We start from the raw sequence: 15,321 nt of genomic DNA on the forward strand, positions 1-15,321 counted from the left end.
CAATCGGGACCGTGACGACGACAGAACCCCCAAGTTTAACGACCGCCCTGGCGGCCCACATCGGCCAGGCCATTGCGCAGGCCGGCGGCTGGATCGGCTTCGACCGCTTCATGGCCATGGCCCTGTACACGCCCGGCCTGGGCTACTACGCCAACGACTCCACCAAGTTCGGCCTGCTGCCCGGATCGGGCAGCGACTTCGTGACCGCGCCCGAGCTGAGCCCCCTGTTCGGCCAGACCCTGGCCGTGCAGGTGGGCGAGGCCCTGGCGCAGACCGGAACGCACGAACTGTGGGAGTTCGGCGCGGGCTCCGGTGCCCTGGCGCTGCAGCTGCTCGATGCCCTGGGCGAGCGGGTGCAGCGCTACACCATCGTCGATCTGTCCGGCAGCCTGCGTGCGCGCCAGCAGGTGCTGCTGTCCCCGCATGCGCAAAAGGTGCGGTGGGTGGACGCGCTGCCCGACCGCTTCGCGGGCGTGGTGGTGGGCAACGAGGTGCTGGACGCCATGCCGGTGAAGCTGCTGGCCCGCCACGGCGGGCAGGCGGCCGGCGTGTGGCATGAACGCGGCGTGGTGCTGCAGGGCGATGCCTTCGCCTGGGCCGACCGGCCCACCGATCTGCGCCCGCCCGTGGAGGTGGAAGGCCCGCACGACTACCTGACCGAGATCCACCCGCAGGGCGAGGGCTTCATCCGCACCCTGGCCGACCGGCTGGAGCGCGGCGCGGCCTTCCTGCTGGACTACGGCTTCGGCGAGGCGGAGTACTACCACCCCCAGCGCCACATGGGCACGGTGATGTGCCACCAGGGACACCTGGCCGACAGCGATCCGCTGGTGGCGGTGGGCCGCAAGGACATCACCGCGCACGTCAACTTCACGGCCATGGCGCTGGCCGCGCAGGACGCGGGCCTGCAGGTGCTGGGCTACACCACGCAGGCGCACTTCCTCATCAACTGCGGGTTGGCCCAGCGCATGGTGGAGTTGCCCCCGCTCAAACGCGCGACAGCCGCCAAGCTGGTCATGGAGCACGAGATGGGCGAGTTGTTCAAGGTGCTGGCGCTGGGCGCGGGCGAACCGTGGGAGCCCGTCGGCTTTTCGCAAGGGGATCGGTCCCATCGGCTGTGATGCGCTGTGCCGCCCTGGGCCCTTCGGGTGGGCCCAACACAGGGTGGTGTCAATTCAGCCGCTGACCACTGGCCGCATCGAACAGGTGCGCCTGCGCCGCCACAGGCCGCAACTGAAGCGCGTCGCCCGGCCGCACGTCGGTGCGGTCGCGGAACGCCGCCAGGATGTCGTGCCGGCCATCGAGCCGCAGCGCGACCTGGGTTTCCGAGCCCGTGGGCTCCACCACGACGACCTGGGCCGGCAGGCCCGCGCCGCTGGTGTCCAGCGCGAAGTGCTCGGGCCGGGCCCCGTACAGCACGTTGTCGCCATGGCGCCCGCGGGGCGGGCGGGCCAGGGGCAGGCGCAAGCCGTCGTCGGTCACCACGCTGGCCTCGCCATCCAGGTGCAGACGGCCCGGAATGAAGTTCATGGCCGGCGAGCCGATTAACCCCGCCACGAACGCATTGGCCGGCCGGTCGTACAGATCGAGGGGCGCACCCACCTGCTCGATCACCCCGTCCTTGAGCACCACGATGCGGTCGGCCAGGGTCATGGCCTCCACCTGGTCGTGCGTGACGTACACCGTGGTGGTGCCCAGGCGTTGGTGCAGTGCCTTGATTTCGGTGCGCACCTGCACGCGCAGCTTGGCATCGAGGTTGGACAGCGGCTCGTCGAACAGGAAGGCATGGGGCTGGCGCACGATGGCGCGGCCCATGGCCACGCGCTGGCGCTGGCCGCCCGAGAGCTGGCGCGGCGTGCGGTCCAGCAAGGCTTCCAGGCCCAGGATGGCGGCCACCTCGTCCACCCGGCGCCGGATGGCGGCCTGGCTCTCGCCCTGCAGCTTCAGCGAGAAGCCCAGGTTCTGCGCCACCGTCATGTGGGGGTAGAGCGCGTAGTTCTGGAACACCATGGCGATGTTGCGGTCCTTGGGCGCCACGTCGTTGATCACGCGCCCACCCAGCCGGATCTCGCCGCTGGTGATGGTTTCGAGCCCCGCGATGGCGCGCAGCAGCGTGGACTTGCCGCAGCCCGAGGGCCCGACGAGCGCGACGAACTCGCCGTCGCGGATGTCGATGTCCACCCCGTGGATCACGGGTGTGCCGCCGTAGTGCTTGACGATCTGGTGAAGGGACAGTTCGGCCATGTCAGTCCTTGACGCCGCCGGCCGTGAGCCCGCGCACGAGGTAGGTGCGCACGAGCACCGTGAAGATCACCACCGGGAACATCACCAGCGTGCCGCTCGCGGCGATCTTGGTCCACTCCCAGCCTTCGTACTGCAGGAAGTTGACGATGGCCACCGGGGCGGTGACGGCATTCGTGCGCGTGAGGATCAGTGCGTAGAAGAAGTCGTTCACGAGAAGATGAAGCACAGCACGGCGGTGGCCGCCAGCCCGGGGGCCGCCAGCGGCAGCGTGATGCGCCAGAAGGCCTGCCAGACGCCGCAGCCATCGATGTAGGCCGCCTCTTCGAGCGCGGTGGGCACCGCTTCGAAGAAGGTCTGCATCAGCCAGATCACGATCGCCAGGTTGAAGGTGAGATAGACGATGGCCAGGCCCACGATGGTGTCCTGCAAGCCGAGCCAGCGGTAGGCAAGGAAGAACGGGATGGTGAAGGCGATGGGCGGCGCCATGCGCGTCACTAGGATCCACAGGGCCACTTGGCGCCGCCACCGGAACTGCCAGCGCGTGAGTGCATAGGCGGCCGGCACGCCGATCAGCAGCGACAGGCCGGTGGACAGGGTGCTGACCGCCAGGCTGTTCCAGAACGACTTGAGGAAGTTGCCCTGCAGCAGGCTGCGAAAGCCTTCCAGCGTGGGCGTGAAGAGCAGGCGGTCCTCGAAGATGTCCGCGCTGGGCCGGAAGGCCAGCTGCACCAGCCACAGGAAGGGGAACATCACCACCAGCAGCAGAGCGACGGCCACGAGGCCGCGCGCATGGCGGCGCAGCCATCCGGCACGCCGCGCATCTGGCAAGGGCCGCGCGGCAGGGGGCGGCGTGAACGTGGAGGGCAGGGGCAGGGCGGCTTCAGCGTTTGTCATGGTCGTTCCATCCGAGGCGGCCCACCAGCCAGCTGAGCGCGAACACGCCCGCGAGAATCACCATCGCGATGGCGCTGGCGTACCCCCCAGTAGGAGAAATTGAAGGCCTGGATGAAGCCGTAGTAGTTGGTCACCTCGGTCACCGTGCCCGGGCCGCCATCGGTCAGCACGTAGATCAGCGGAAAGGCCTTGAAGCTGTCGATCAGCCGGAACAGGCCGCACACCACCAGCACCGGCCGCAGGTAGGGCACGATGTACCGGAACAGTTGCCAGCGGTTGGCGCCGTCCAGGCTCGCGGCCTCCAGCGGGTCGTCCGGCACCATCTGCAGCGTGGCCAGCACCATCAGCAGGGTGAACGGAAACCACTGCCAGGTATCGGCGATGGAGATGGCCCACAGGGCCGTGTCGGGGTTGGCGATCAGCGAGCGCACCGGCAGGCCCACCGCCTCCAGCGCGCGGTGCAGCGGGCTCACGTCGGGCGTGTACAGGATCTTCCAGATCAGCGCCACCACGATGGGTGGCAGCACCATGGGGATCAGGAACGCCGTGCGCGTGGCGCCCAGCAGCTTGGAGCGCCCGTTGAGCAGCAGCGCCAGGCCCAGCCCCACGCCCAGTTGCAGCGCCACGCTGGAGACCGACAGCTGCAGCTGCGTGGCGATGGAGCGCAGAAAGCGCGTGTCCACCAGCAGGTGGCGGTAGTTCACCAGCGGGTCGTCGAAGCGGAAGGTGCCGGCCGCGTCCGTGAGGCTCAGGGGCGTGAAGCTCGTCACCAGCAGCGCCGTGGCCGGCGCCAGCGTGATGACCAGCAGCACGGCCAGCGAGGGCAGCAGGCCCCACAGGAAGGCGCGGCGGCGCGCCGCTTCCCAGCCGAGGCCGGGGCGCAGAGTCAAGGTGTTCACCGCCGGCTCACAGCTTCAGCCCGGCGCGCTGGAGCTCGGTGATCGATTGGGCCTGCGCCTGCTGCAGCGCCTGCCGCGCGCTGGCCTGGCCGGAGGCGATCAGCGCGATCGCCTTGTTGAGCTGCTGGTCCACCTGCGGGTAGACCGACACCGTGCGGTACTTCATGTGCCCGGTCTTGGAGGCCAGCTCGATCGAGTCCAGTGCCAGTTGTGCCAGGTCGTTGCCGTTGATGACCTGCCTGGCGCGGAACTCCCTGGAGTCGATGTCCGAGCGGCGTGCCGGCGAGCCGTAGCCGGCCAGCACCGCCCGGCGCGTGGTCTGCTTGGACAGCGCCCACTGGATGAAGGCCCAAGCGGCCTCCTTGTTCTTCGACCCCGTCGGAATGCCCAGGCCATGCACGGCCGTGCCCGGAAAGCGCCCTGCAGGCCCCTTGGGCACCTGGCCGAACTGCAGAGTCTTCAAGGTCTTGCTGGAGGCCGGGTCCCCCAGCTGCGCGAGATGCAACTGCCCCGCATCGGTGAAATTGACGCGGCCGAGCTTGAGGGCCTGGGTCACCTGGTCGGGCGTGTAAGTGATGGCACCGTCGGGCCCGAACTCTCGCAGCAGGCTGGCGTAGTACTCGGCCGCTGCGATGGCTTCGGGCGTGTCCAGCGTGGGATACAGGTCGTCCGGTGCCTTGCGGAACACATCGCCACCGAAGGCATGCAGATAGGGCACGAAGGTCCAGCCGTAGTGGCTGTCGGACACGAAGCCCGCCACGCGTTCCTTCTTGTTCACGGCGCGCAGTACCTTCACCAGGTCGTCCGTGGTGTCCGGGTAGGCCAGGCCGGCCTGCTGCACCAGGTCGAAGCGCGAGGAGGCGGACAGCAGCGCCTCCGCCGTCCAGGGGATGCCGTAGAGCTTGCCATCCTTGCCGGTCTCGGGCGCGCGGGCGCCGGGCAAAAAGTCGTTCACGTCCCAGTCGGCGGGCGTGAGGTTGGGGTTCCTGATGAAATCGTCGAGCGGCGTGAGCCAGCCCGAGTGGATCCATCGGCTCGAGTAGATGAAGGTCACGTTGACCACGTCGTAGGCCGAGCCCTTGGTGGACAGTTCCAGGTCGGCACGCTGGTTGTAGACCGGGAACGAGGGTGCGTCGAAGTTCACCCTGGCGCCCGTGAGCGACTCGAACTCGGGCAGGTACTGCTGCAGCAGCTTGGGGTAGGCCGCGCTGAAGGTCGAGACATTCAGGGTCACGCCCTGGAACTTCTTCGCACCGCTCTGCGCCTTCGCAAAGCCGGGCAGCAGGGCGGTGGCGCCCAGGGCCGATGCGGCCTGGAGCCACTGGCGTCGTTGGGTCATGTCGATGGCTCCGTGGCGTCAGGCGGTCGCGGTAATGACGCTGTCGATCTGCGCGTCGTTGGTGGCTTCGGGCCGCACGCGGGTGCGGCTGCGGCGCCCGTCCACCGCCACGGCAGGCTCGCCGTGTACCGTGACGCGGCGCACCACGCGGGCCTGGGTGCCGTAGTCGTTGATTGCGAAGTGCTGCGTCGCCCGGTTGTCCCAAATCGCCACGTCGTCCTGCTGCCACTGCCAGCGCACGGTGTTCTCCAGGCGGACCACGCGGTTTTGCAGGATCTCGAAGAGGCGTGCCGATTCGGTGCTGGAAAAGCCCGCGATCTTCTTGACGAAGTGGCCCAGCAGCAGCGCGCGCTCGCCCGACACGGGGTGCACGTGCACCACGGGGTGCTCAGCCTCGAACACGGAGGACACGAACACCTTGCGGTGGTGGTTCAGCCGTTCCTCCTCGACCACCACGCGCTCGGCGCCGTAGTCGTAGTCGTTGCTGTGCACGGCCCACAGGCCGTCCGCCAGGCGCTGGAGGTCTTCGGGCAGGCGGGCATAGGCCGCGGCCGTGTTGGCCCACACCGTGTCGCCGCCGTAGGCCGGAATGGTCACGCCGCGCAGGATGCCGTACTTGGGGAATGCGTCGATGAAGGTCACGTCGGTGTGCCACGAATCGGCACGGCCACCGCCCTTGGAGGCGTCGAGTTCGAAGATGCGCGTGCCCGTGGGCGAGGGCACCGTGGGATGGGCCACGGTCTTGCCCAGGCGCGCGCCGAACGCCTGGTGCGCGGCATCGTCCAGGTGCGTCTGGCCGCGGAAGAACAGCACCTTGTGGCGCACCAGCGCGGCGGTGAGGTCGGCGATGGTCGCGTCGTCCAGCTCCCCCGACAGCTGGAGGCCGAGCACTTCACCGCCCAGGCTGCCCGCCACGCGGCGGATGCGCAGGTTTCCAAAGGACGTATCGAACCGGAATGGGGATGTTTCGCTCACGGGCAGGCTCCAGCGGGGAAGGGGTGATGGCCGTATTCTGGAGACCGCCATGACGGACGCGAAGCGACCAAATCGGATATGCAAGCGACCCGAACATCGGGCCATATCCATAGGCCGAAAAGATGGAAGGGCGCTGCCGGCCCGTTACCCGTCACCCGTCGGCCAGCGTGCCCTTGGCCGGTGCGGCGTCCAGGGTGGCCGCATCGCTGCGGTCCTTGAGCCCGATGCCGGTGAGCCCCAGGCGCCGGGCCTCCTGGCACAGCCACCACAGGCGCGCTGCCGCCGCGGCCGGTGCCAGCCCTTCGTGCCGCACGTTGGAGATGCAGTTGCGCTGCGCATCGCTGCGGCCCACCTGCGGATGCCAGGTGAGGTAGATGCCCAGGCTGTCGGGCGAACTCAGGCCCGGGCGTTCGCCGATCAGCACCGCTACCAGGCGTGCGCCCAGCAGTGTGCCCACCTCGTCGCCCAGCGCCACGCGCGCCTGCGTGGCAATGACCAAAGGGCCGATGCGCCAGCCCTGCGGTGCCGTGCCCCGGATGGCGTGCACCAGCGGCGCGGCATGGCGTTCCACGGCCAGGGACGAGAGGCCATCGGCCACCACCAGCAGCAGGTCGCATCCCGCCTGCGGGGTGCCGCCATCGCCCTGGCGGCCCAGGCCGCGCAGGCGTTCGGCATCGGCATCGCCCAGGCGGCGGCCCAGGTCGGGGCGCAGCAGGTAGGTGGCACGGTCGGTGGCGGCGCTGGCCACCTGCAGCGGGGTGCCGCCTGCCGGGGCGAGCTGCGTGGCCAGGCCTTCGGCATCGAGTGGCCGGTGCACGGCATCGCGTGCCTGGGCGTGGGCCATGCCGAAGTCCAGCAGTTCGCGCGTGGGGATGGCGGTGCCTGCGCGCCCCAGCGCCAGCCGCGCCGCCGTGTGGGCGCGCAGGTCGTCCCAGGGATCGGGCGGCGGGCCGGCGTCCGGGGTGGCGGGCGTGTCGGCCATCACCCGGCCCCTCCGATGCGCCGCAACTGCGCCAGCGCGGGCCGCTGCTGCGCGGCGGGCAGCAGGCGACCGGCCCCGTCGGTCAGCTGCATGCGCTGCAGCCAGGCCTCGAACTCGGGTGCGCGCCGCAGGCCCAGCACTTCGCGCAGGTACAGCGCGTCGTGGAACGAGGTGCTCTGGTAGTTGAGCATGATGTCGTCCGCACCCGGAACGCCCATGATGAAGGTCAGGCCCGCCACGCCCAGCAGCGTCATCAGCGTGTCCATGTCGTCCGAATCGGCCTCGGCATGGTTGGTGTAGCAGACGTCGCAGCCCAGCGGCACGCCCAGCAGCTTGCCGCAGAAGTGGTCTTCCAGGCCCGCGCGGATGATCTGCTTGCCGTCGTACAGGTACTCCGGCCCGATGAAGCCGACCACGGTGTTGGTGAGCAGGGGCGAGAACGCGCGCGCCACGCCGTAGGCCCGCGCTTCGCAGGTCTGCTGGTCCACGCCGTGGTGGGCGTCGGCCGACAGGGCACTGCCCTGGCCGGTCTCGAAATACATGACGTTGTCGCCCAGCGTGCCGCGCCGGAGCGACAGGGCCGCCTCGCGCGCCTCGTGCAGCAGGGCCAGGTTCACGCCGAAACCGGCGTTGGCCTTTTCAGTGCCGGCGATGGACTGGAACACCAGGTCCACCGGCGCGCCCTGCTCGATCATCTGGATGGTGTGGGTCACGTGCGTGAGCACGCAGGACTGCGTGGGGATCCGCAGCGTGGCAATCACCTCGTCAAGCCGGTGCACCAGGCCTGTCAGGGCCGCGATGCTGTCCGTGGCCGGGTTGATGCCGATCACCGCGTCGCCCGCGCCGTAGAGCAGGCCGTCGATCATCGAGGCGGCGATGCCACGCAGGTCGTCCGTGGGGTGATTGGGCTGCAGCCGCACGGCCAGGTGCCCGGGCAGGCCGAGGGTGTTGCGAAAGCGCGTGGTCACCCGGCACCGGCGCGCGACCGCCACCAGGTCCTGGTTGCGCATGAGCTTGCTCACGGCGGCCGCCATCTCGGGCGTGAGGCCCGGCGCCACGGCGGTCAGCAGGACGCTGTCCGCGGCCAGCAGCCAGTCGCGCAGCCCCCCGACGGTGAGGTGGGCGATGGGCGCGAAGGCCGCGGCATCGTGCGTGTCGATGATGAGGCGGGTGACCTCGTCGTCCTCGTAGGGCACCAGCGCTTCGCTCAGGAAGCGGTCGAGCGGCACATCGGCCAGGCACATGCGCGCGGCCATGCGTTCCACCGCCGTGCCCGCCGCGATGCCCGCCAGCACGTCGCCCGACCGGGCCGGCGTGGCCTTGGCCATCACGTCGCCCAGGTCGCGGAATTGCCAGCGCTGTCCGCCGGCGGTGTGGTGGTAGCGGCTGGCGGGCATGGGGCGTCGGGGGCCTTTCGTGGACGGTCAGGCGACGATGACGTGGCTGCCGGCCGCCTGCAGCGCCGACAGGCCGGGCAGCGCGCGCGATCCCGCATCGGTCACGATGGTATCGATCTCGGGCAGGCCTGCATACACCACGCGGCTGGCCTGGCCGATCTTGCTGTGGTCGGCCAGCACGATGAGCCGCTGCGCCTGCGCCGCCATGGCGCGGGCGATGGCCGCCTCGTGGTGGTCGAAGCTGGTGGCCCCGTGCAGGCAGTGGATGCCCACGGGCGAGAGCAGCGCCACGTCGGCGCGGTAGCGGTGGATCTCGGCCACCGTGATGTCGCCGTGCGTGGCCCGCACCCCGGGGTCGGTGCGGCCGCCCAGCAGGATGACGTCGTTGCGCGCCGGGCGGCCGGCATCGGCCCCGGCCAGCTGGAGCGCGGCGTTCAGGCTGTTGGTCACCACCGTCATGCCCGACAGGGCGGACAGCTCCGCCGCCAGGAGGGTGGTGGTGCTGCCGGCATCGAGGAACAGCGTCTGCCCCGGCTGCAGCTGCCGCAGCGCGGCGCGGGCGATGGCGCGCTTTTCGCGCTCGCGCACCGCCTGGCGCACGGCCAGCGGGGGTTCGGGCGCCGGGCCGGGCGCGACCACGCCGCCGTGCACACGGCGCAGCACGCCCTGCGCCTCCAGCTCGACGAGGTCGCGCCGCACGGTCTCGCGCGAAACGTCGAGGTCCTTCACGATGCGCTCGGTGCTCACGCGGGTGAGCGTGGCCAGCAGCGTGCGGATGCGGATGAATCGTTCTTCCTGCAGCATGTCCTGTGATCCTGTCGTGTCGGTTCGTTCGCGGGTGGGGATAGCGCAGGGGCCGTGCCCGTGGCCCGGTGGTGCCGGGTGGCTCCGTTCACCCGCAGGCGCCGGTGTCCTGGGAGCATCGCGAAAGAACGGGGGAGGGTGTGTGCGCTCCGTGCGGCCCCGGTGGGTGCGATGGGGTGCATAGGTGCCCAGTGTTAACTTTTGCATGAAAGGGCACAAGCACCCAATATGCCAAGGTCAGGCGTCCGTTTCGTGACGGGTGCCAGCACTGGGCAAGCAGTAGGGGTGCCGTGTCGATAGATGATTTTGTAGTTAGCAATGCATAAATCATTCGTTCCGGTTTGCAGGCGTGCTGAATAAAGTGGCAACCCAGAGGGCCCCGCCGGGCCCGTTCAAAGGTGGTTCACCATGTCGGCAGTTCTGTCCCACGCCCCGGTTTCCGCGACGACCATCGCCCTGGAAGATGATGCCGCGCCGCAGCCCTTCGATATCCGCCCGGTGGCCGGCGCCGCAGGCCCGCTGGGCGCCGAGGTGGTGGGCCTCGATCTGTCGCGGCCCCTCGGCGCGCAGGACTTCGACCGCATCCACCGCGCGCACCTTGCGCACCACGTGCTGGTGTTCCGCGACCAGCGCATCACCCCGCGCCAGCACATCGATTTCAGCCGCCGCTTCGGCCCGCTGCAGATCCATGTGCTGAAGAACTTCCAGCTGGCCGATCACCCCGAGATCCTGATCGTCTCCAACATCAAGGACGCCGGTGGCCAGCCCATCGGGCTGGGCGATGCGGGCCATTACTGGCATTCCGATCTGTCGTACAAGGAAAAGCCCAGCCTGGGCTCGCTGCTGCATGCGCAGGAGCTGCCCGGCGAAGGCGGCGACACGCTGTTCGCCGACCAGCACGCGGCCTACGATGCCTTGCCCCAGGCGCTCAAGAACGCCATCGCTCCGCTGTCGGCCGAGCACAGCTACCTGGCCAAGTACGAAGAACTGCGCGCCCGCAGCCCCTGGCGCCCGAAGCTCACGCAGGCGCAGATCGACGAGGTGGCGCCCGCCGTGCACCCGGTGGTGCGCACCCACCCCGAAACCGGCCGCAAGGCGCTCTTCGTGAGCGAGCACTTCACCACGCGCCTCGTCGGCCTGCCCGACGATGAAAGCCGCGCGCTGCTGGACGAACTGTTCGCCGCCAGTGTGCGGCCCGAGTTCCTGTACCGGCACCGCTGGCTGCCGCACGACCTGGTCTTCTGGGACAACCGCTCGGTCATGCACCTGGCGGCTGGCACGCCCGACAGCGAGCGCCGCAAGCTCTACCGCACCACGGTCGAGGGCGACCTGCCGTTCTGAACGGCCGCCGCCTTCGCCCCCGCGCTCCTCCCTTCCCCCTTCGTCGTTGCTTCTCGCTTCTCGCGCCAGGAAATGCCCACCATGCACCCGCCTTCACGCCGCGGCGCCGCCCGCCGCACCCTTGCCGCCCTGGCCACTGCCGGCCTCATCGCCTGCGGCCTGGGGCTGCCCGCCGCTTCGCACGCGGCCGAAGGCCGGTTGCGCATCGCGCAGCAGTTCGGCGTGGTGTATCTGCTGTTGAACGTGGCGCAGGACCAGAAGCTCATCGAAAAGCACGGCAAGGCGGCAGGCATCGACATCCAGGTCGATTACCTCCAGTTGTCCGGCGGCTCGGCGGTCAACGATGCCCTGCTGTCCGGAAACATCGACATCGCAGGTGCTGGCGTGGGCCCGCTGTTCACGCTGTGGGACCGCACCAAGGGCCGCCAGAACGTGAAGGGCGTGGCCTCGCTGGGCAACTTTCCGTACTACCTGGTGAGCAACAACCCCAAGGTGAAGACGCTGGCCGATTTCACCGAGCAGGACCGCATCGCGCTGCCCGCCGTCGGCGTGTCGGTGCAGTCGCGCGTGCTGCAGATGGCCTCGGCCAAGCTCTGGGGCGACAAGGATTTCAACCGCCTGGACAAGATCCAGGTGGCCCTGCCGCATCCCGATGCCGCCGCCGCGATCATCAAGGGCGGCACCGAGATCACGGGCCATTTCGGCAACCCGCCGTTCCAGGAACAGGAACTGGCCGGCAACCCGGCCGCGCGCATCGTGCTCAACTCCTACGACGTGCTGGGCGGGCCTTCGTCGGCCACCGTGCTGTACGCGACCGAAAAATTCCGCCGCGAGAGCCCCAAGACCTACAAGGCGTTTCTGGATGGCCTGGACGAAGCCGCCAAGTTCATCACCGCCCATCCCGAGAAGGCGGCGGACATCTACCTGCGTGTGACCGGCGCCAAGACCGACCGGGACCTGCTGCTCAAGATCATCAAGAACCCGGAAGTCCAGTTCAAGGTGAAGCCCGAGAACACGCTGGGCATGGGCCAGTTCCTGCACCGCGTGGGCGCCATCAAGAATGCGCCGACCACGCTCAAGGACTATTTCTTCGAAGACGCCCACACCGCTGGCGGCAACTGAAGCGCGCCATGCGGCTGGGACCCCTTTCCCCCGCGCTGATGGAGCGACTGGAGCCCGAGACCGGCGGCGCCGGCGGTGGCGTGGCCCCGGCGGCCGGGCCGTTGCCCACCCGTGCGGTGGACCCGTCGGCGCTGCTGCACGTGGAGGGCGTGAGCATCGACTACCGCACGCGAGACACCGTGGTGCGGGCCACGCACCGGGTGGATTTCCAGGTGCATGCGGCCGACCGCTTCGTGCTGCTGGGCGCATCGGGCTGCGGCAAATCGACGCTGCTCAAGGCCATTGCGGGCTTCATCCCGCCGAGCGAAGGCCGCATCGTGCTCGACGGCCAGCCCGTCACGCGGCCGGGGCCCGACCGCGTGGTGGTGTTCCAGGAGTTCGACCAGCTGCCGCCCTGGAAGACCGTGCGCGAGAACGTCATGTTCCCGCTGCTGGCCGCACGCCGCGCCAGCCGCGCCGAAGCCGCAGAGCGCGCGGCGCTCTACCTCGACAAGGTGGGGCTGTCCCGGTTCGCCGATGCGCACCCGCACCAGCTGTCGGGCGGCATGAAGCAGCGCGTGGCCATCGCCCGCGCCCTGGCCATGCAGCCGCGCGTGCTGCTGATGGATGAGCCCTTCGCCGCGCTCGATGCGCTCACGCGCCGCCGCATGCAGGAAGAATTGCTGGGGCTGTGGGACGAGTTCCGCTTCACGCTGATCTTCGTCACCCATTCCATCGAAGAAGCGCTGGTGGTGGGCAACCGCATCGCCATCCTGTCGCCGCACCCGGGGCGGCTGCGCGCCGAGGTCAACTGCCACCAGTTCGGGCTGCACAGCCTGGGCGGCACGGCGTTCCAGGCCACGGCCCAGCGCATCCACCGGCTGCTGTTCGACGAGCCGGCGCCCGGTGGCGGCGCGGCCGGGCCGGTGCAGGCCGAGGTGCAGGCGCACGAGCGGGCCGTGCCTTCCGCCGCGGCGCGGCCGATCGGCGGCCTGCCTTTCCAGATTTCCGTATGACCGCTGCCCTCACTCCTCCCGTGGATACCGCGCCCCGTGCGCGGCCCGAGCCGCCCGTGCGGCCGGAGTTCGAAGGCCCGCTCGCGCCGCTCGAAGGCATTGCGCCCCAGCAGCCGCTGCCGCTGTTCGCACGCATTTGGCAGCAGCAGGCCGTGCGCCGGCTCGCCATCCTGGCGGTGCTGGCCGTGCTGTGGGAGCTGCTGGCGCGCTGGCAGGACAACGATCTGCTGCTGCCCACGTTCGTTCAGACCGCCCGGGCCCTGGCCGAGGGCCTGGCGTCGGGCGAGCTGCTGGCCAAGGCCGCGATCTCGCTGTCGGTGCTGCTCAAGGGCTACCTGGCCGGCATCGCGGGGGCCTTCGTGCTGACCACGCTGGCGGTATCGACCCAGTTCGGGCGCGATCTGCTGTCCACGCTGACCGCCATGTTCAACCCGTTGCCCGCGATCGCGCTGCTGCCGCTGGCGCTGCTGTGGTTCGGCCTGGGGCAGGGCAGCCTGGTGTTCGTGCTGGTGCACTCGGTGCTGTGGCCGCTGTCGCTGGCCACCTACGCGGGCTTTCAGGGCGTGCCCGAGACGCTGCGCATGGCCGGGCGCAACTACGGCCTCACGGGCATCCGCTACGTGCTGCAGATCCTGGTGCCGGCGGCGCTGCCGTCCATCCTGTCGGGCCTGAAGATCGGCTGGGCCTTTGCCTGGCGCACGCTGATCGCCGCCGAGCTGGTGTTCGGCGCGTCCTCGGGCAAGGGGGGACTGGGCTGGTACATCTTCCAGAACCGCAACGAGCTCTACACCGACAAGGTGTTCGCGGGCCTGGCGCTCGTGATCCTCATCGGGCTGTTGGTGGAGACGCTGGGCTTTCACACGCTGGAGCGCCTGACGGTGCGCCGCTGGGGCGTGCAGCGCTGACCGAACGGCACGCTGCACGGGGGGGCGCGCGGGTGGGAGCCATGCCCCTGGGCTTTCAGGGCCCTGACCAGCCGATCCAGGGGCTGAAAAGCCGCAAGCCCTACACTTGCAGCCCATGTTTCGCTGGCTGATCGTCGTTTTTCTCGCGCTGGTGCTCATCAACGGCCTCACGCCGCTGCTGCAGCGCCTGGGGATGGGGCGTCTGCCGGGGGACTTCCGGTTCCGTCTGTTCGGTCGCGAGTGGTTCATTCCACTCACCAGCACGCTGCTGCTCAGCGCCTTGGCGAGCCTGATCGCCAAATGGGTGTGAGGCCCGCGCGTCGCCTGTCACGGATTTTCCATCTGCCCTTGTCACACTGGGCGCGCCCGATGTCCCGGCCGCCCCTTTGAAAGTCGTTTTTCCCATGTTCCGCTCCATCGCCCGGCTGCTGCCGCTGCTCGCCTGCGCCATCGCGCCGTTTTCCGCCATGGCCCAGGGCCCGGCCAACACCTTGCAACGCATTCAGGAAACCCATTCCATCACCCTGGGCGTGCGCGAAGCGGCCTGGCCGTTTTCGTTCCTGGACGACAAGAAGGCCCCCGCGGGCTACTCCGTGGACCTGTGCCTGGCCGCGGTCGATGAGATCAAGCGCACGCTCAAGCTCAAGGAGCTGGACGTGAAATACAAGGTGGTGAGCGGCACGGAGCGCATCCCCAAGCTCGAAGCCGGCGAGATCGATCTCGAGTGCGGCTCCACCACCAACACCAAGGCGCGGCAGGATCGCGTGGCGTTCAGCAACACCGTCTTCGTGGCGGGCATCCGCGTTCTGGTGCCCAAGGGCGTCAAGATGGATGTGCTGCAGGACCTGGCCGGACTGCCCGTGGCGGTGAGCAAGGGCACGACGTCCGAAAAGCTCCTGACCCAGCTCGCCGTCAACGAGGTGAAGATGCAGCTCAAGGTGTTCGCGTCCGACACCGAGGCGTACAAGGCCTTCCAGGACGGCACCGTGCGCGCCTATGCCAACGACGATTCGCTGCTGCTCGGCATGGCCGCCAAGAACAAGGCCGCGGACAAGGTGGAGTTGAGCAAGTTCGTGCTGTCGGTGGAGCCCTACGCCATCATGATGCGCAAGGGCGACACCGAGCTGGGCGCCGTGGTGGACCGCACGCTGAACCGCCTGTTCTCGAGCCGCGAGATCGACCCGCTGTACAAGAAATGGTTTGCCACCGAGCAGTTCAACCTGCCCATGGCGCGCCTGAGCCGCGAGAGCTTCAGCCGCCCGAACAAGGAGCCGGGCGTGGCGATGGTCCTGGGCTACTCCATCTGAGGTCCCCGCCGGGCGCGCCGGCGGTCGGCCCTGGCCTACATGCCGCCGCCGCCGCCCCGCCGATACTGGCGGGCAACGCCTGCGTCCGTTGACCGCCGCCGCCCCTGCGGGCCGGCC

At 69.4% G+C, this 15,321-nt stretch carries 15 protein-coding genes and 1 pseudogene; 7 read left to right on the top strand and 9 right to left on the bottom strand.

Annotation, left to right across the window (positions count from 1 at the left end):
- The first annotated feature begins 2 nt into the window (after nt 1-2).
- On the top strand, nt 3-1,121 hold the full coding sequence (locus M5C96_RS03360; protein ID WP_272569585.1) for a class I SAM-dependent methyltransferase: 1,119 nt from the start codon (nt 3-5) through the stop codon (nt 1,119-1,121).
- Between the two features lie 49 nt (nt 1,122-1,170).
- On the opposite strand, the gene M5C96_RS03365 is transcribed toward M5C96_RS03360, so the two are convergent.
- From M5C96_RS03365 to M5C96_RS03405, 9 genes and pseudogenes are all read right to left on the bottom strand, one after another.
- Nucleotides 1,171-2,244 carry an ABC transporter ATP-binding protein gene (locus M5C96_RS03365; RefSeq protein WP_272567160.1) on the bottom strand — a complete coding sequence of 358 codons (1,074 nt, stop codon included), beginning with the start codon at nt 2,242-2,244 and terminating at the stop codon, nt 1,171-1,173.
- 1 nt (nt 2,245) lies between these two features.
- Nucleotides 2,246-2,455 (bottom strand): hypothetical protein, encoded by a 210-nt coding sequence (locus M5C96_RS03370; protein ID WP_272567161.1) that lies wholly within the window; start codon nt 2,453-2,455, stop codon nt 2,246-2,248.
- Nucleotides 2,452-3,138 carry a carbohydrate ABC transporter permease gene (locus M5C96_RS03375; protein ID WP_272567162.1) on the bottom strand — a complete coding sequence of 229 codons (687 nt, stop codon included), beginning with the start codon at nt 3,136-3,138 and terminating at the stop codon, nt 2,452-2,454. Before M5C96_RS03375 ends, M5C96_RS03370 begins: the two co-directional genes overlap by 4 nt.
- Nucleotides 3,125-4,037: pseudogene (locus tag M5C96_RS03380) on the bottom strand (carbohydrate ABC transporter permease). Before M5C96_RS03380 ends, M5C96_RS03375 begins: the two are co-directional and overlap by 14 nt.
- Nucleotides 4,038-4,044: 7 nt before the next feature.
- Nucleotides 4,045-5,376: an ABC transporter substrate-binding protein gene (locus M5C96_RS03385; protein ID WP_272567167.1), complete on the bottom strand. Its 1,332-nt coding sequence runs from the start codon at nt 5,374-5,376 to the stop codon at nt 4,045-4,047.
- Nucleotides 5,377-5,394: 18 nt separating this feature from the next.
- The gene (locus M5C96_RS03390) at nt 5,395-6,351 is read right to left on the bottom strand and encodes a TauD/TfdA dioxygenase family protein (protein WP_272567168.1); all 957 of its coding nucleotides are present in this window, start codon (nt 6,349-6,351) and stop codon (nt 5,395-5,397) included.
- A gap of 151 nt (nt 6,352-6,502) precedes the next feature.
- Nucleotides 6,503-7,333: an ethanolamine ammonia-lyase subunit EutC gene (gene eutC, locus M5C96_RS03395; protein WP_272567169.1), complete on the bottom strand. Its 831-nt coding sequence runs from the start codon at nt 7,331-7,333 to the stop codon at nt 6,503-6,505.
- Nucleotides 7,333-8,730 (bottom strand): ethanolamine ammonia-lyase subunit EutB, encoded by a 1,398-nt coding sequence (locus M5C96_RS03400; RefSeq protein ID WP_272567171.1) that lies wholly within the window; start codon nt 8,728-8,730, stop codon nt 7,333-7,335. Before M5C96_RS03400 ends, eutC begins: the two co-directional genes overlap by 1 nt.
- Nucleotides 8,731-8,757: 27 nt before the next feature.
- Nucleotides 8,758-9,534, bottom strand: coding sequence for a DeoR/GlpR family DNA-binding transcription regulator (locus tag M5C96_RS03405; protein WP_272567172.1), 777 nt, complete (start codon nt 9,532-9,534; stop codon nt 8,758-8,760).
- Nucleotides 9,535-9,942: 408 nt separating this feature from the next.
- On the opposite strand from M5C96_RS03405, the gene M5C96_RS03410 reads away from it, so the two are divergent.
- From M5C96_RS03410 to M5C96_RS03435, 6 genes are all read left to right on the top strand, one after another.
- Nucleotides 9,943-10,875 carry a TauD/TfdA dioxygenase family protein gene (locus tag M5C96_RS03410; protein WP_272567173.1) on the top strand — a complete coding sequence of 311 codons (933 nt, stop codon included), beginning with the start codon at nt 9,943-9,945 and terminating at the stop codon, nt 10,873-10,875.
- A gap of 81 nt (nt 10,876-10,956) precedes the next feature.
- A complete protein-coding gene (locus tag M5C96_RS03415; RefSeq protein ID WP_272567175.1) occupies nt 10,957-11,997 on the top strand; it encodes an ABC transporter substrate-binding protein in 1,041 nt (346 codons plus the stop codon).
- Nucleotides 11,998-12,005: 8 nt separating this feature from the next.
- Nucleotides 12,006-12,992: an ABC transporter ATP-binding protein gene (locus M5C96_RS03420; protein ID WP_272567176.1), complete on the top strand. Its 987-nt coding sequence runs from the start codon at nt 12,006-12,008 to the stop codon at nt 12,990-12,992.
- Nucleotides 12,989-13,897, top strand: a complete 909-nt coding sequence (locus M5C96_RS03425) for an ABC transporter permease (RefSeq protein ID WP_272567177.1) — start codon at nt 12,989-12,991, stop codon at nt 13,895-13,897. Before M5C96_RS03420 ends, M5C96_RS03425 begins: the two co-directional genes overlap by 4 nt.
- Before the next feature lie 115 nt (nt 13,898-14,012).
- A complete protein-coding gene (locus M5C96_RS03430) occupies nt 14,013-14,207 on the top strand; it encodes a DUF2905 domain-containing protein (protein WP_272549218.1) in 195 nt (64 codons plus the stop codon).
- 94 nt (nt 14,208-14,301) lie between these two features.
- Entirely contained in the window at nt 14,302-15,204 is a 903-nt protein-coding gene (locus M5C96_RS03435) for an amino acid ABC transporter substrate-binding protein (protein ID WP_272567178.1), read from the top strand.
- Nucleotides 15,205-15,321 lie beyond the last annotated feature (117 nt).

Source organism: Acidovorax sp. GBBC 1281, assembly GCF_028473645.1.
GTDB lineage: Bacteria > Pseudomonadota > Gammaproteobacteria > Burkholderiales > Burkholderiaceae_C > Paracidovorax.

What these genes read in the sequence shown, in the direction of transcription:
- M5C96_RS03365 (WP_272567160.1), bottom strand. Translation starts at nt 2,244, where the DNA reads ATGGCCGAACTGTCCCTTCACCAGATCGTCAAGCACTACGGCGGCACA.
- M5C96_RS03375 (WP_272567162.1), bottom strand. Translation starts at nt 3,138, where the DNA reads ATGACAAACGCTGAAGCCGCCCTGCCCCTGCCCTCCACGTTCACGCCG.
- M5C96_RS03385 (WP_272567167.1), bottom strand. Translation starts at nt 5,376, where the DNA reads ATGACCCAACGACGCCAGTGGCTCCAGGCCGCATCGGCCCTGGGCGCC.
- eutC (WP_272567169.1), bottom strand. Translation starts at nt 7,333, where the DNA reads ATGGCCGACACGCCCGCCACCCCGGACGCCGGCCCGCCGCCCGATCCC.
- M5C96_RS03400 (WP_272567171.1), bottom strand. Translation starts at nt 8,730, where the DNA reads ATGCCCGCCAGCCGCTACCACCACACCGCCGGCGGACAGCGCTGGCAA.
- M5C96_RS03405 (WP_272567172.1), bottom strand. Translation starts at nt 9,534, where the DNA reads ATGCTGCAGGAAGAACGATTCATCCGCATCCGCACGCTGCTGGCCACG.
- M5C96_RS03410 (WP_272567173.1), top strand. Translation starts at nt 9,943, where the DNA reads ATGTCGGCAGTTCTGTCCCACGCCCCGGTTTCCGCGACGACCATCGCC.
- M5C96_RS03415 (WP_272567175.1), top strand. Translation starts at nt 10,957, where the DNA reads ATGCACCCGCCTTCACGCCGCGGCGCCGCCCGCCGCACCCTTGCCGCC.
- M5C96_RS03420 (WP_272567176.1), top strand. Translation starts at nt 12,006, where the DNA reads ATGCGGCTGGGACCCCTTTCCCCCGCGCTGATGGAGCGACTGGAGCCC.
- M5C96_RS03425 (WP_272567177.1), top strand. Translation starts at nt 12,989, where the DNA reads ATGACCGCTGCCCTCACTCCTCCCGTGGATACCGCGCCCCGTGCGCGG.
- M5C96_RS03430 (WP_272549218.1), top strand. Translation starts at nt 14,013, where the DNA reads ATGTTTCGCTGGCTGATCGTCGTTTTTCTCGCGCTGGTGCTCATCAAC.
- M5C96_RS03435 (WP_272567178.1), top strand. Translation starts at nt 14,302, where the DNA reads ATGTTCCGCTCCATCGCCCGGCTGCTGCCGCTGCTCGCCTGCGCCATC.